This is a genomic window from Dyella sp. PARNA 12/25 (assembly GCF_055702865.1).
The window spans coordinates 653380-667912 of record NZ_JBVQCI010000001.1 but is presented as its reverse complement, the minus strand read 5'-3'; the positions used below and the strand labels follow the sequence as shown (position 1 = coordinate 667912).

Annotated in this window: 16 protein-coding genes; all 16 read right to left on the bottom strand. The window is 61.8% G+C overall.

The window, feature by feature from the left end; translation table 11 throughout:
* Positions 1 to 2829: a phage tail length tape measure family protein gene (locus AC0GUR_RS03245; RefSeq protein ID WP_472876031.1), complete on the bottom strand. Its 2829-nt coding sequence runs from the start codon at positions 2827 to 2829 to the stop codon at positions 1 to 3.
* A gap of 181 nt (positions 2830 to 3010) precedes the next feature.
* Complete coding sequence (locus AC0GUR_RS03240) at positions 3011 to 3394, bottom strand: hypothetical protein (protein ID WP_472876030.1); 384 nt, start codon at positions 3392 to 3394, stop codon at positions 3011 to 3013.
* A gap of 8 nt (positions 3395 to 3402) precedes the next feature.
* Positions 3403 to 4143, bottom strand: a complete 741-nt coding sequence (locus AC0GUR_RS03235) for a hypothetical protein (RefSeq protein WP_472876029.1) — start codon at positions 4141 to 4143, stop codon at positions 3403 to 3405.
* A gap of 6 nt (positions 4144 to 4149) precedes the next feature.
* Positions 4150 to 4392: a hypothetical protein gene (locus AC0GUR_RS03230; RefSeq protein ID WP_472876028.1), complete on the bottom strand. Its 243-nt coding sequence runs from the start codon at positions 4390 to 4392 to the stop codon at positions 4150 to 4152.
* A 15-nt stretch (positions 4393 to 4407) separates the two neighbouring features.
* Entirely contained in the window at positions 4408 to 4845 is a 438-nt protein-coding gene (locus AC0GUR_RS03225; protein WP_472876027.1) for a hypothetical protein, read from the bottom strand.
* Between the two features lie 5 nt (positions 4846 to 4850).
* Positions 4851 to 5252 (bottom strand): hypothetical protein, encoded by a 402-nt coding sequence (locus tag AC0GUR_RS03220; protein WP_472876026.1) that lies wholly within the window; start codon positions 5250 to 5252, stop codon positions 4851 to 4853.
* Positions 5253 to 5311: 59 nt separating this feature from the next.
* The gene (locus AC0GUR_RS03215; protein ID WP_472876025.1) at positions 5312 to 5872 is read right to left on the bottom strand and encodes a hypothetical protein; all 561 of its coding nucleotides are present in this window, start codon (positions 5870 to 5872) and stop codon (positions 5312 to 5314) included.
* A 1-nt stretch (position 5873) separates the two neighbouring features.
* Positions 5874 to 6041, bottom strand: coding sequence for a hypothetical protein (locus tag AC0GUR_RS03210; RefSeq protein WP_472876024.1), 168 nt, complete (start codon positions 6039 to 6041; stop codon positions 5874 to 5876).
* 66 nt (positions 6042 to 6107) lie between these two features.
* Positions 6108 to 7583: a hypothetical protein gene (locus AC0GUR_RS03205; RefSeq protein WP_472876023.1), complete on the bottom strand. Its 1476-nt coding sequence runs from the start codon at positions 7581 to 7583 to the stop codon at positions 6108 to 6110.
* Between the two features lie 93 nt (positions 7584 to 7676).
* Positions 7677 to 9026 (bottom strand): hypothetical protein, encoded by a 1350-nt coding sequence (locus AC0GUR_RS03200; protein ID WP_472876022.1) that lies wholly within the window; start codon positions 9024 to 9026, stop codon positions 7677 to 7679.
* 3 nt (positions 9027 to 9029) lie between these two features.
* Positions 9030 to 11180, bottom strand: a complete 2151-nt coding sequence (locus AC0GUR_RS03195) for a phage portal protein (protein ID WP_472876021.1) — start codon at positions 11178 to 11180, stop codon at positions 9030 to 9032.
* Between the two features lie 9 nt (positions 11181 to 11189).
* The gene (terL, locus tag AC0GUR_RS03190) at positions 11190 to 12716 is read right to left on the bottom strand and encodes a phage terminase large subunit (protein WP_472876020.1); all 1527 of its coding nucleotides are present in this window, start codon (positions 12714 to 12716) and stop codon (positions 11190 to 11192) included.
* Positions 12667 to 13284: a terminase small subunit gene (locus AC0GUR_RS03185; RefSeq protein ID WP_472876019.1), complete on the bottom strand. Its 618-nt coding sequence runs from the start codon at positions 13282 to 13284 to the stop codon at positions 12667 to 12669. Before AC0GUR_RS03185 ends, terL begins: the two co-directional genes overlap by 50 nt.
* Complete coding sequence (locus AC0GUR_RS03180; RefSeq protein WP_472876018.1) at positions 13281 to 13520, bottom strand: hypothetical protein; 240 nt, start codon at positions 13518 to 13520, stop codon at positions 13281 to 13283. The genes AC0GUR_RS03185 and AC0GUR_RS03180 overlap by 4 nt, the downstream gene beginning before the upstream one ends.
* A 1-nt stretch (position 13521) precedes the next feature.
* Positions 13522 to 14046 (bottom strand): hypothetical protein, encoded by a 525-nt coding sequence (locus tag AC0GUR_RS03175; RefSeq protein ID WP_472876017.1) that lies wholly within the window; start codon positions 14044 to 14046, stop codon positions 13522 to 13524.
* On the bottom strand, positions 14043 to 14531 hold the full coding sequence (locus tag AC0GUR_RS03170) for a glycoside hydrolase family 108 protein (RefSeq protein WP_472876016.1): 489 nt from the start codon (positions 14529 to 14531) through the stop codon (positions 14043 to 14045). Before AC0GUR_RS03170 ends, AC0GUR_RS03175 begins: the two co-directional genes overlap by 4 nt.
* Between the last annotated feature and the right edge of the window lie 2 nt (positions 14532 to 14533).

Genomic DNA, 14533 nt, shown 5'->3' with positions numbered 1-14533 from the left:
TTACATCCGGGTGACGGCGGAGTTCTTGGTGGCGTTGGAGAAGTGCTTAGCGATCTCTTGGCCGCCGCCGCGGCGCAACCAGTCCTGAGTGGACTTGCCGTCGAGTGTGTGGATATGGACGTGCATATCGCCGCCGCCACCATTCACTCCACCGCCTTTGCTCAAACTTTCGCGCAACGGGTTGGCGATGTGAGCCGGTAGCACCATTTCGTTGCGATGGAGCAGTGCTGGAGCGTCATCGAAGGGGACGCGATCCCAGCCACCGGCAGCGGATGCAGCGGAGCCAAAGCCTGCGGCCGTTGCCATCATCTGCGCGCCAAAGGCGGGAGCGCCCATATCAATCGGCCACGGAGCGCCTGAGAAGGACGCGACGCCTTGAGCGCCGGCCACTGCAGCAGCACGAGTGACCGATGCAATCGACGACACCTGATCAGCGGCATCGTTGGTGGCTCGCTGAGTGGCAAGGATGGAGGTCGTTTCCGCCGAGGTCTGCGATGTCATGGTGACCTTCGCCAGCTCGCCGGCAAGCCATTCCTCTTTGGACTGAAGGATGGTCTGGATATAGGAAAGGAGGATCGACTGAAGAATGCGCGAGACGCCCTGTTGAAGGGTCTGCGTGCCCTGGATCATGCCCGAAATGGACTGATTGAACGCCGAGCTGATGGGCTGTAGACGCGACTTCCAGAGGGTCGCCTGCTGCTGAAGAGCCAGGTTATCAATCTGGTTCATTCGCTGGTTGTGCTGTGTCTGCAGGCCTTCGATTTGCTGGTTGATCTGCCGAACGATATCCGGCTTATTGCCCACCAACGAGCGATAATGCTCAAGAATGTCCGTCTCGACCTGCAACTGGTCGTTCGCGTTCTGCCGAAGAAGCGCTATCTCTTGTTCGCTGGAGATTTGATGTAGACGATACTGTTCCTGGGCATCCTTCGAGCGAGCGTTGAACACCTCGTTGATGGACTTGAGGCCAGCCTCTGCATCGCTCTTGTATTCCTTGTCCGCCTCGGCCTGCGCGCGCTTCAGTTCCGTCAGATAGGCGTCAACAAAGGCTTTCGTATCCGACAAGCGCTGAGTGAGCGCCCGCTTGAAGTCCGCCGAGTTCTCCCCCTCCATCTGGGCAATGCGGTCCATCATCGCCGCGTCGATGGCGATCCGCTGCGAACTGGCGGCCTGCGATTCCGTGCGCTCCAGCTCGAAGCCTTGAATCATGTCACGCGTGGCCTGCTTGGCTTCTGCGGCGCGCTGACGCTGTGCGCGCGACCATGATTCCTCCTGCTGACGGTCCAGCTGCTGTTGAGCGGACTGCACATGCTGCCAAGCGGTGATGTACTCCTGGCTCCCCTCCTTCGAGGTGTCGAGCACGTTCTGCCAGAACTGAGCCTCAAAGGCTTCGCGCTTGTCGTAGCTGATCTGCTGCTCGGCTTCCTGTCGGTGCAGGTCGGACTCAAGATCGCGGGAACCGCTACCGGCACCGCCCTTGAAGCCCTTGGCCGCCGCGTCGATCTGGCGCGCACTTTCCTGTGCAGCCTGGCCAACCTGCGCGGCCGCCTTGGCCGTACCGGCGAACTTCGCAGTCAACTCGTCGACGGTCTTCTGCTGACGCTCGATCTCGAGGCGGATGCCTGGCAGCGCGCTACTACCCGTCTCCTTGGCCTGCTCCTCCTGACGCTTCAGCAACGCAAGAAGGGTCTTTGCCTCGTTCAGGCCATAGGCGTCATCGCCACCGCCGAGCGCGTGGTCGACCTCCTGCATCGTCTCGGTCCACACCTGACGCAGTTCGCGCCAGGATCGAATAAGGACGTTGACGTGCTGGTTCAGCTGGTCGGTGCGCCCCTGCATCTTGTCGGCCAGCGCGTCGTACGCAATGGCCGCGGCCTTCTGCTGGTCGCCGGCCGCCTGCGCCGCCTCGATCTCCTGAAACTGCGCGAGCGTCAGGAAGTGAAACTGGTCGTTGAGCTTGGCGACCGCCTTAACCGGGTCTTCCTGCAGACGGATGATCTGCGCGACGCACGACTGAATACTTTCGCCAGTGAGCGCGGACATGTCGGCGGCAGCCTGCCCGACGTGCTGTAGATCCTGGCCGGCGAACCGGCCCGACTCGGCCAGCTTCTGGATGGCTTCCATAGCGCCCGAGATGTTGCCCGTGGACTCGCCGATGCGGTCGGCCATCTCGACCAACTGGCCCGCCGTATAGCCAGCGGCGCCCCCCGTGGCGAGCACCGTGCCTTCCATGTGCTCGAACTCTTGCCCGGCCTCGAAGATCGAGTAGCCGACCGCGGCAGCGGCCAGGGCGACCATGCCCAGCGGGCTGAGCACGGCGTTCAGCGCCGTCGACAGGAACCCGGTGCGATTGGCCAAGGTGATCGTGGACCCTTCGAGGCGCGTGTAATTGCCGCGCGCCAGCTCGCCGATCATCACGCCCACTTCGCGCGCCACGCCGCCCGTCAGGCGCATCGTGGCGGCCTGCTCTGTCATGGCAACGGTTGCCGCGGTCGCCGTCGCTGCCATGCTGGCTTCCGCAGCATCCAACTGTGCGACGTACCCAGCATATTCCGCTGCCGTGATAGCGCCGGCCGACATCGCCGCATCGAGGGCAAGCTCAGCCTCGGCCATACCACCGGTCGCGGCCAAATTGCCCGAGAACGCCGCATTGAGCCTAACCATGGAATCGACTTTCGACTGCACGGCCGTGTTGAAGGCTGCCGCCTCCTGCGCCACCGTCTGCTGCATGCCGCTGATCGACGCCGTGGCCTGAGCAATACCCTCCTGCAGCTGCGAGGCATTGGCAGTTAGCGCGACTTGGATCTCGTCGTCGTAGGAGCCGGCCATCGTTATTCCTTGAAGGGTCTGTCAGCCATCGTCTGGAGGAATGCGGTGCATTCCGCCTCGCTGGGCGCGTGTTGTTCGCTCTGAGGCTTGATGCGCAGATACGCCTGGACCATGGATTGCACGGGCGGGTGATCCCGCCAGTGCTCCGCCAGATCCGCGTAATCCCGCATCGTCAGGTGGTCTAGGATGTAGTCGATGGTCCAGCCTGTTCCGTTGACGATGGCGCCGATGACTGAGGCTCGCGTGAGGGGCTTGCCACCGCCTCCGCTACTGCCAAAGGGCGCGCATTGAACCCCGACTTGGTGAGGATGGCGACGATGACCTTGCCGAGATCGCCCACGTCGAGAGCCTCGTACAAGGCTTCCTTGGTGAGGTCGTCGTGGTTGCGACGCGCGCACGCCAGAATCACGTTGAGCGCGGCCTTCTGGAACGCCTTGCCGTCAGTCGTGCCGCTGGTGACCGCTTCGACATCGGGCGCCAGTTCGTCGTCGAACTGGATACGGAAATTCATGGGGGCGACGGTGATGGCCGCCGCCCCTTCGCCGATCGTGTAACCGGGGATCATGTCAGTCCTCAGTCGGTGTAGATGGTGTGGAAGCGGTTCTGGCTGTCGACGAAGCAGTCGAAGTCCAGTTCGGAGATGCCGAAGTCGGCCATCTTGGTCGGGATGGAGAGCTTCGAGCAGACGGCTGCCCAGAAGCGGTGGCGCTCGCCCGTGCCGTTGTAGCCGCGGTAGAGATCGACCGTGATGATCGGCTGGACGCCCTGCAGGACAGTGCCCACAGAGACCGTCGAGCCACTCGCGGCGACCGTGTACTCGTAGCTGATGAGGATGGAGGCGTTCGCATCCGCAGTGGCGAAGGTGTAGACACCAGCTGCGACGCTGTACTGACCAGCGGCCGGAGCACTTGCAACCTGGGTCAGCGTGTTCCCGTTGGCGTACGTGACGCCCAAGTCCTTGGAGAACTGCGCGGAGTTGGTAACGGTCACGGTCCACGGCGTGGAAGCCGGCACCGAATGGACCTCGTTCTGCGCCAGAGCCACCGTACCGGTGGCCGTCGATACGCCGTAGAACAGGTTGGCGTACGTCGCTGCGCTGACGAATCCCATCTTCGCCTTCAGCGTCGCCTTCAACTCGCCCGCACCAATGGCAAGGGGCTGCTGGTTCTGGCCGAACAGCTGTTTGGTGGTGCGCGATAGGTCAGCGCTGATGTCCTGCAGTGCGCCGAACTGAATAGGGGTCGCATTGGCGCCCGAAGGCGTGGCGTACAAGATGCCGGAGCCGAAGCTACCGAGCTGAGTGATACCAGTCATGGTCGATTACTCCTTCGGGGTAAGCGCTTCGGTGACGTGCGCGGTCAGCGACGCCTTTTCCTCGGCAGTGATGGACGGCCGGCCATCGACGGCAGCGGCATGGAAGTGGGCGGCGTACCAGCGATCGAGCGCGGCGATGACGCGCTGCTCGACTGACTGGGCGCGCACAAAAAAGCCCGCGTCGGCGGGCTGGCTTGATTCGGGCAACACGGTGCCCTCCGCTTGCGCGGATGCGGTTTCGTCAATCACGGGGGTTACCTCGGGTTAGCTTGTGGTCTTGATGAGAATAGGAATTCGAGCAAACGCCCTGTCTTCCATCACGCCTTCCGCGTATTGGATTTTCCCGTTCAGATGAAGTGAGTGGACTAGACCGCCCAGGGTTTGCGGGCCTGCTAAATTGATTGCGCTTGGAAGCCCAAGTGCTGCCACAAGGGCGTCGATCAACGGGTTAAGCTGCTGAGCATGTGATGTGTTGTAGTCAGCACTGTAGACGTAGACCCACCACTCGACCTGAAGATCGCCGATCGCCGGCAAATTGGTAGCGTTTTGCTTCCAATCCTCGTCGACCTGGACCTGAAACACGGCCGGGAAGTTGACGGGATCAACCTGGTCAATGTGCTGCAGACGTCGGCTTGCCAATTTGAATCCCGGCACTCCTTTCGCGACGGCGAACAGCGCGGAGTAGATGGCCTCGCGAGTCATCGTCGTCATTCCGCCAGGTATTCCCGCATGGACTCACGGATGCGCTGGATCTCGCGTGGGGCCGTTTCTTTGAGCGTGCCTTTCAAGAAATTGAATGGCTTGTTGCCTGGATGGTTGACCTTTGCGGCGAACACGCGGGTGCCGCCGACCATGAACGACAGCATCTTGGCGCGTACCGGAAGGATCTCGTGCGGCGCACTGCCATCTTCCAACGGTCGTGCATACTCGACGTTTGAGCCGATCACCGCAGATACGTCGTCGCCACTGGTCGTTGCGCGATCAAATATCGACCGCTGTAGTCGTCCAGTGCGATTGTTGAGCACCTGACCCATCAGCTTCTGGCTCTTTACGTATCCGGACATGTCGATAGCGACTGCGCCCATGATCTCAAGGAGGCGGGCGCGCACGCCCTCCCCTTTTGTTTGAAGCTTGAGCGAAACGCGTTCCGCACCGACTAGCTGAATGCTCATGCCATGAACACACGCTTGTAGGTATCGAGAGCGAGGCGTGCCGACGCCGGCATGTCAGCCATGGTGAAGCTGATGACCTCACCGTTCAGCGTCTTGCCAGAGATGTGAAGATCGAGGCGGCGCTTGTACTTGCTGGCTACGATCTCTATTGTCGCCTGCGCTACCTCGGGCGGAATGGATGCTAGGCCTGCGCTGTAGCTGATGACCACGTTCTGCAGACCGCGACAGAAGTAGCCGTCACGCAGGTACAGGAACTGGGCATCGAAGAAGTATCCGAACCCGCATGGCTTCGTCGGATCGGCGGCAGGGATAACCTGCGCGTCTATCGTTAGGCTTGCCACTTGGGTCACGGGGTATTCCCGAAACGGGAGCACTGCGCCGCCGTGGCCGTTGCGCGTTTCCAGATAGCTCGCAGCCGGAAAGGCCAGGTCGGCATAGCTCGACACGAACGCTGAGGCATTCGTCACCAGCGTCTGTAGCAACGCCTGGTCCTGACTCGTCGGAATCGACAGGAACGCCTGAACGTCAGCGACGACGCAGAGATCTCCAAGGGCCATATCAGCCGCCCTTCTTTGCCTTCGGCAACGCGTAGCCGTGCGACACCAGCGCCGCTACGGCATCAAACGGCACTGCTACCTGGCCGTTCTCGACAGCGTATTCCTTGCCACCGAACGACGCCGCGCTGGCGTCCTCTGGGGCATTCAGTCGAACAAGTTCGTCTGCCATGTCTTGTTCCTCGCGAAAAAGAAAGCGCCCCTTGCGAGGCGCTCAAAGACCACCTGATGAGGGTGATTACATCGGGGCGATGTTGTTGATCATGCCCAGCGAGGCCGGGAAGTAGTGCTGGAACACACCGTCCGCGTACACGCCGTACTCGTACTTGCGGCTGCGGAGCGGCCACAGGATCGAGTAGTAGTCGCGGCGCATGTTCATCTTCATGATGTTGCGCACGTTCGACAGCGGATACGGCACCTTGTCCGTGCTGAACAACACCGTGCCCTGGGGCAGGAACGGATGGACGCGCAGACGCAGATCCGGCGTGCCATAACCGATCGGGTTGGTGTAGGTCTTGACGCGGGCGCCCGCTTTCACCTCGCCGTCGTTGCCGACGAAGAACGGCTGCAGGTTGGTGTTGCCGTTGAGGATCAGGTTCTTGATGCCCTTCTGGTCAGCGCCGCTGATCCAGATGTCGGTCGGGATCAAGCGGTAGTTGGTGAAGAACGACTGGATGGCGTTGTCGAACTCCAGAATGCCGCCCGTGCCGCTGCCGGTGCTGGTCAGTTTGGTGCCGACGCCAGCGGTGCCGGTCGCCTGCGAGCTGATGTAGGAGCCGGAACCGGCCTGGAGCATCTGCGCGATCAGGCCGTCGAAGACGAGCGGGTCGTTCGAGGTATCGCTCACCGGCAGTGTCGACAGGTTCTGCGTGCCAACGGGCGGGTTGATGATCGACACGGAGTTGATGGACGTAATCGCCGCAAGCAGCTGCGAGCCTGCCACGCCGTAGTACCAGGCGTAGGCGAACGCACCTGGCACAACAGCGACGCTCGCGGTCAGCGAGGAGGCTGCCGTGGTGGTCGTGGCAGCGGCGCCTGCAGACGGGGCGGCACTGAAGCCCTGGATGCTGTCCTGCGAGCCGTCCGCATTGGTGCGGGTGTACGGAATGCGAATGGCCGTGGAGGAGGACTGCGCCATGCCGCGATGGGTCAGTGCCACGCAGGTCAGGAGACCCGACTGCGCCGGCAGCGTACCGCCCGTGGTCGAGGTCGCAACGGTCGGGGTCGGCGTAGTGCCCAGCTTGACAGAGCCAAGGCCGCCGAGGATGACTTTCTCTTCGGCTTCCATCGTCGCCTGCAGAAGAATCTGCACAGCCAGCTCATCGAGGTTCTCGAAGTTGCCAGCGGCGCGCTCGGCCTTCCACGTCACGTAGTCTTCCAGGCCGATTTCCACGAACTTCGCGAAGCGGTCGACCTCAGTGAAGCTGTTGTAGCCGCCACGGTTGCCTTCGGATACGCCGATGTTCTCAGCGTTCGGATTCACTGCGGTGATCGCGCGCCAGTTAGCCTGGATGCCAGCCTGACCGACTTCACGCGGGATCATGTTGCGGAGCGGCGTGTCGATCGGGTAGATCAGGCGCGCGCCCTGCTCAAGGTTGTATTCGGCAAGGCCCGTGGTGGCGCTGGCCGGACTGGTGAAGGCCTTCTTCAAAGCCTCCGGAATCGGGGACTGCAACGCCTTGGCGATGGAGTCTAGAGCGTTATCTGCGGACATGGATGTCTCCAAATAAAAAAGCCCGCAGAGCGGGCGTTGGGCACAAAAAAAGCCGCCCGGAGGCGGCTTTGTTGTCTCGGTGTGGTGGCCCGCTTAGCGGCGGATCACCGGGTTGTTCAGGGCCTTCTTGATCTCGGTGGCGGCCTCATTGACGGTGCCGTCAGTGTTCATCACCTTCGAGACCGTCTCGTCATCCCTGCTCACCACGTCGTGGCTCTTGCTGACGGACATGACAGCAGCCTTGACCGGTGCGGGCGCGGCTTCGAGGCGGGCGATGATCTCGTTGCGTTCGTTGATGGCTTGGGCCGCCTTCGTCAGCAGTTCGTCGCGCTCGGTTACAGCCTTCTGCAGGCCATCACGCTCATCGGTCATCTTCTTCAGCTCGTCCTGCGCCTTGGCCAGATCGGCCTTGGCGAGGTCATGGGCTTTCTGCAATTCGGCGCTCATGGTGTCCTCCTCGGACAGTGCGGCGCCTTTGTGCAGGTCGCCTTTTGGGGTGGATTTCTCCGCACCGCCGCCCAATCGAGCGGCAAGTTCGGTGGTCTCTTCGTTGGCCATGGTGATCAGGATCTGCGCGAGCTGCTTCACGGCCGCGCGCAACTGAGCGGGGACCGGCGAGTCATCGCCCTCCATCTGCTCTTCCCACTCGCTGTCTTCGGCGAGCCAGCCCAACTCGCACAACAGATCGGCCAACTGGCTGACGCTGTACATGCCCTTTTGCATGGGCTTGCCGATGAGCTGAGCCAGGCTATTCACGACGGGTGCGGCAGCGGCACTCTTCAGGACGCGTTCGGCAAATTCTTGACGGATGCCGCCAGTCTTGGTGATGCAGTCTTCGGTGCCTTTGTCATTCATGACTGTCGGCGCAAGCTTGGCCAACACCGTGGCGCGCTCGTCATCAGTCAGGGCTTCGGCCCATTTGGCCAGCGCTTCGCTGTTGTCGAACGTGGTGGCGAACTTTCGCATCTCTTGCGAGCCGTCCGCCTTGATTACCGTGAACAGCGCCTGCGTGTTGCAGGGGATGTCGACTAGGGAATACTCGTTCGGCTTGGCCTCGTAGCGGGTCTTGCCCTTCTGCACTGGGTCTTCCCAGCGCTCGCCATAGCCGCCGCCGATGCTGAAGCCGGTGTAGTTGCCCTTCAACACCTTGCGCCATTCGTTGTCGTCGGTGATCTCCGACTTGACCGTGATCTCCTTGGCCATGTCGTCGAAGATCATGTTCTTCGTGATGCCGGCCGACACGTTGCCGTGCATGGCGCGCACGTTGCCCAGGCTCTTGCCGCCCGTGGCCTTCGCGATGCCATCCGACCAAGCCTGAAAGTGAGGTTTGCTGCGGTCGTAGTCGAAGATCTCGCCGGAAAGGTCGACGGATTCGTTGGCAATGACGCCCTCAACGGTGCGCTCGGCCTCATTGACCTTGGTGAGCTTGGCAAAAATCTGCATGGTTCAGTCCTCAACAATGGGGAGGATGTCGCACTCGCAACGAGGGTGTGCCGGTGCGTGCATGTCACCGCTCTGGAATGCAGTCATCAGTGGAATCTCGCCCTGCGCGGCATTGGCCTTGCACACGGGGCATGCCTCGGCGTCTTCAAGCCAGCGTTTGCGAGCCACGACACCCGAGGCGATGTAGCCGATCATGTTGCCGCCGCTGTCTGCGAAGGCCAGCTCAGTACGCGCAATGGTCATGGCGCGCTCTTTGCTGAAGGCGTAGCTATCGCGCAGCTCGTTGGCGAGGCGCTGATTGCTCCAGCCCTCCTTGATTGCCTTCGAGACGGTTTGGCGCAGCATGTCGCGCGTGGCATCAAGCAGTTCGCCGCCGTTGCCGTCAGAGGTAATCAGCTCTGCCGCGCGGGCCTTCGCCCACATAACTGCGTTCTCATTAGCTTGGTCCAGCACGGCTTGGGTGGTCACGCCCACTTGCTGCAAGCCCTGCTCTGCGCCTTCCTGTGCGATAGCCTTGAGTGCGTCCTGCAGCTCAGGCTGCACCTCGGCCAGACCCTTCAACACCAGGCTATCCAGCGCGTTCTGCGCGGCGGCATCGATTGCGCCATGTTCAATGGCCGACAAGACGGACCGCTCAGCCTCTTCGCTCGACAGCTTGAGCGCCGCCTCGATCTCGACGGCCAGCTGCTTCTGCTGCAACTGGATGGATTCGCGGTTGCGGTCAACCGGCGATGAGCCGTCCGCCGCCTTCGCCATCTTGGCGGCAGGAGGCGTAGGCGTTGTGGGTGTGGCACTGGTTGCCGGCTTAGCCGCACTGATCGCCGTGACAGGCTGCTCGGTAATAGGGATGGTCGGCACCGCCTCTTCTGGCTCAGGCAGCGGTGCCAAGCCCATCTCGGCGCGCACCTCGTCTTTCGTCAGCACGCCGCAATTCACATAGATCTGGTCGATCTGGGCGCGCTGCATCGGGTCTTGGGCTTCGCGGTCCTCGAACATGAATTCGAGGTCGTCGTACCCAAGACGGTCCTGGATGATCTCGTCGATCAGCTCCTTGATCCAATTCATCGTCGGCTGCAGACCTTCCTCTTCCGACGACTCCTTCGAGTTGTCAGACGACGAGCGGTTGACCTGCTTGATGAATGGCGTGGGCGGATAGCCGAAGGCGAAACACGCGATGCGCGCGAGCCATTCGTCAAAGTCACCCTTGAGCGCCGGTTCCTTCGCAGCTGTATAGGCGGTGCCGTGGGGAACAGCGCGAATCTTGCGGCGCTCTGCCAGATTGCCCGACAGCATCGAGTCAATGATGCCCTGGAACTGCAACAACTGGTCTGGCGTCCAGCCGTCTGCGCCTGTCAGGAAGCCTTCGGGCATGTTGCCGGTGTCGTAATACTCCAGATTCGAAGCCTGACGCTTCAGCAGAAGCTGCGCGGTGACGATGGTCTGCTCCACGGGCCCATAGCCGTACACCTTGTTGGTGCGCGGGTTGCGCGGCTTGTAGATCATCTCGTCGAGCCCGTACTGCAGCGCGACGATGCCGTTCAGAATTTGCTGGTAGGCAGGTGCGGGTGCCGCGGGCGTCCAACCCTTCTCGTCGACCAGGCGCTTGATGGACGCACCGTCGATCGGGTGGAAGGCATAGGACTTGCCGCCCACCGTCTTCTGCACGTACAGGCACGGCGCATCGAGGACGAACATGTCTTCCAGCACCATGCGAAGCCATTCCGACCAGTTGCGCATGCGGTCAGGCTTGCGAAGCAGCGCGGTCACTTCCTTCACGCGCGGGTCGATCTTTGGCTTTGCGTCACCTAGCTTCGGGCGCGGCCGTTCGTCCTTCACTTTGACAACCCACGACAAACCGCAAATCTGATCCTTACGCGTCTCGATCAGTAACCGAACCAGATCGCAGGCATCGGCAAACATGCGCAGCTGCCGGAACGACAAGCCATCGGTCTTCGTCGAGACCATGGTGTTCTGGCTGATCGGGAACTGAAACTGGCGACCCTGGATGGACTCAGGGGCTGCCGGCTTCAGGGGCTCGCCAGGACCAAACCAATCGCCGTCACCGAACCACCTGGCATTCCCAGGATTGCCAGTCACGGCGCGCGCAACGGTCCCGGCGTCGATTTTGTTTTCGATGCCGCCCTTTGCTGCCATGGTGTGTCCTTATGCCTGCGCTTCAGCCGCTTTCGCCTTGGCGATCTCGGCCTGCATGAAATCTAGGTATGCGTTGTTGTTCGGCACGTAGAACGCACCGAATGCCCTGCTCAAGGCGTCTACTTGGTCATCGTGTGAGCCGTTCGGGAATACACGGAGCTCGTCCATCAGGTCGCGATTCCAAGCACCACGGATCATCAGCACATTGCCCACGTTGACCTGCGCAGCCAGCGGTTCGGCGCGCGTGATCTTGCTGCCCGTCTCCGGGCTCGACTTGATGACATAGCCACCAAGTTCGCGAGTCATGTACTGCACCTGCGACTTACCCGCCTGCCCTGGGTCTTGCGGTAGGTGGATGTCGGTGCGTTTGCCATCGCGCGATGCCGTCGCTTTCAGCGTGGCCATCACGTCCTCGGCAGACGCCTGAATCTTCACCATGTCAGCGATGACGAAACGCCCATCGGTCAGCTGGCCAAGCAGGGCGCCCGCCGTTGGGTCACCGCCATTCGCTGTCGCTCCAAAGTCCCACGCGCGAACCAGCTTGGCCCCCACCGGGAGCGCATCAATGACCTCGATCTTGTCCGGCTTGAACAGCGCGCCTTCCAGTGGTGCCGGCCGCTGCTGATACAGCGACTGCCATGTGCGCGGTTGTGACTCGAATTGCGCCCAGTGCTTGCGGTCGAACCACTCCGGCCAGAGGTATTCACCTTTGGCGCGTCCGAGTGGGTCGCTCTCGACTTCGCACTTGGCCTGCAGCGACAGCACTTCCCATTCGAGGCCGTCCTGACACTGGAAAACTCCGCTCTCACCGTTCCAGCCATACGGCAGGATGCGGCCGGCGAGATCATCCTCATGCCAGCGGGTCTGGATGAGCACGATCCAGCCGCCAGGAATCAGGCGGGTCTTCAGGTCGTCCTGGTACGCGTCGAATGTCTTGTCGCGTATCAGCTTGCTTTCGGCAGCCTCGCGACCCTTCACTGGGTCGTCGATGATGATTCCGTGAGCGCGGTTGCCGGTGATGCCCGACAGGATGCCGCAGCTCATGTACTCGCTGCCGTTGGTAAGGCTGAACTCTTGCGCCGCTGACGACTCCTGCGTCAGCTCTGCGTTGAAGACGCCGCGATACCGTGGCTGGCGAATGACGCTGCGTGTGCGCCTGCCCATCTTGCGGGCCAGGTCATCACCATAGCTAGACAGGATCAGGCGTCGCCCGCCCTCCTGGCCAAGATACCGGCTTGGGAACACCACTGACGCATAGGTCGACTTCGCGCTGCCTGGTGGCATGAACACCATCAGGCGTCCGTGCCGCGTGCTGCTCACTCGATCCAGCTTACTCAGCAGGAGCCGGTGATGCGTGGCGAGCGTTGTCTCGATCGGCTGGAAGAACTCCGAATCTGGGTCTTCACCTATCGGACGGCCAGGAACCTCGATCGCGTTGGCATAGGCCAGAATGTCGGCCCGTGCGCCACGACGAATAAGCAGTTCGTCAGCTGCTGCCGCTTCGAGATCGTCCGGCGATCTGGAGCAGCTCTTCATCGGTCAGTTCCTGAAGCTTGCGGTGCTCGATCGGGCCGCCGTCCTTTCCGGTCAGCTCAACCTTGTCCTTGAACATGCCGAGGTGGCGCGCCACGTTCTCTAGCGCCCCGTCTTGGCTTCGTAGATTCACCTTGATGCCATCTCGCCCGATCTGGACGCCGGCATACAGCCGTGCGGCGGCTGGCGACAGCTTGCGCGTGTCAGCCAGCACGACGTGGCCCTTGCCGCGTCCGCCGCACTCACGACACTCCGGGTTGGGATCTTCTCGCAGCTCGCCTTCCCAGCACTCCGGGCACGAGATGCGCAGGTATTCGATCAGCTCGCGCGGGTCAGCGTCTGCAATCTCTTTCCACTGCCGCAACACCCAGTCCTGATCCACTTGGACACGCTTTGACCGGATCGCCATGGCTGATTCGATGGCGGACTGAACGTTAAGTTTCGATAAGTTCTGCGCGGCGATGACCTTTGCCGTCTTCTTGCTGTACCCAGCCCTGATAGCCGCCTGTGTTGCATTCAGATCAACGAGATACTCGTCGACGAAGCGCTGCTGTCGTGCGGTGAGGCTCATTCGGCACCAGGCGGCCCACCGACGAGGCCTATGGTGCTGGCAGTCGGCTGATGTCCCGCGAAGGCGTAGGGGTGGATCGGAAAGCTGGTGCTGGCATCCGGAGGCGTATGGATCTCGAACTTCTGGACCGTGCGCACCAACCGGCGCTGGCTCACCTCAACGCAGATCACCATGCCGATGAGGCTACCCAGGCTGATACAGGCGAAGCTGCCAAGCAGGATCTGGCCCAGTTCCATATCAGCCCCGGTTGTCCGTGGGAATGCGCGGGTCCGCTTGCATCTTGCCGCGGAACCAGGAGGCCACACCGAGGACACCACCGATAGCAAAGACCAGCGAGTCGGATAGCTGCACCGGCTGGAGATGGAACAACGGCAGTGCGAACAGAGAAACGATGTAGGTGCCGAAGGCGAACCCAATATAGGGGCGCCAGGTATACGTCGGCCAATGATCCGCCTTGGCCTCAGCCTGGATGCTGGCATTCACCGACTGCACCTGTGCAGTCTCGGCAGCCAGTCGGTTCTGCTCAGCCTCCACGACAAGCTTCTGTAAGCCCAAAGTCTGGTCGCTCTCGATCTGCTTCAGCTTCACGAGGTTGTCAGGATTGGCCAGGGCAGCCTGGACAGCCTGCGGGTCATTATTGGTGCCGAGCACCGACGATACGATGGCGCCGACCGCCGCCCCCGCGGGGCCGCCCAAGGCGACACCAAGCGTAGGGGCAACCTTGCCGACTTCGCCCGCAATGTCCTTCCAGTTGATGTTCATGCGGCAGCCTTCAGCATGTTGTCAGCGATACGGGCAGCCCAGCCCTTGCCGAAGGTCGGCCAGGTTCCAAGGCTGATCAGGAATTGCAGGCGGTAGGCGTCGAAGCGCAATGCGACGTGCAGTGGTTCAGTACATGCGACCGCAGCAAGCGTGGCCGGTCCCATCACACCATCAGCCGTGACGCCAAGCGCACGCTGCAGCCAGCGGGTCGCGACATCCACACCGCTGTTATAGGCGGCGTCCAATACCTGAAAGCCCAAGGGCTCGGGCAGGAAGTCGCCGTGAATGGGGTCCCAGTACTGCGCCTTCGCGATCGAGCGTGCGAACGACAGCGGTAGGTCTTTCATCTGTCCGGTGTAACCGTGAGCGCGAGCGACGCGGGCAGTCACACCCCACATCGTTTCCCCACCAGGATCGGCCGGGTTATTGCTGTACCCACCCTCGTTACCGATTAAGGCGCCGAAGGCTTTATCGAAGTCAGCCATGG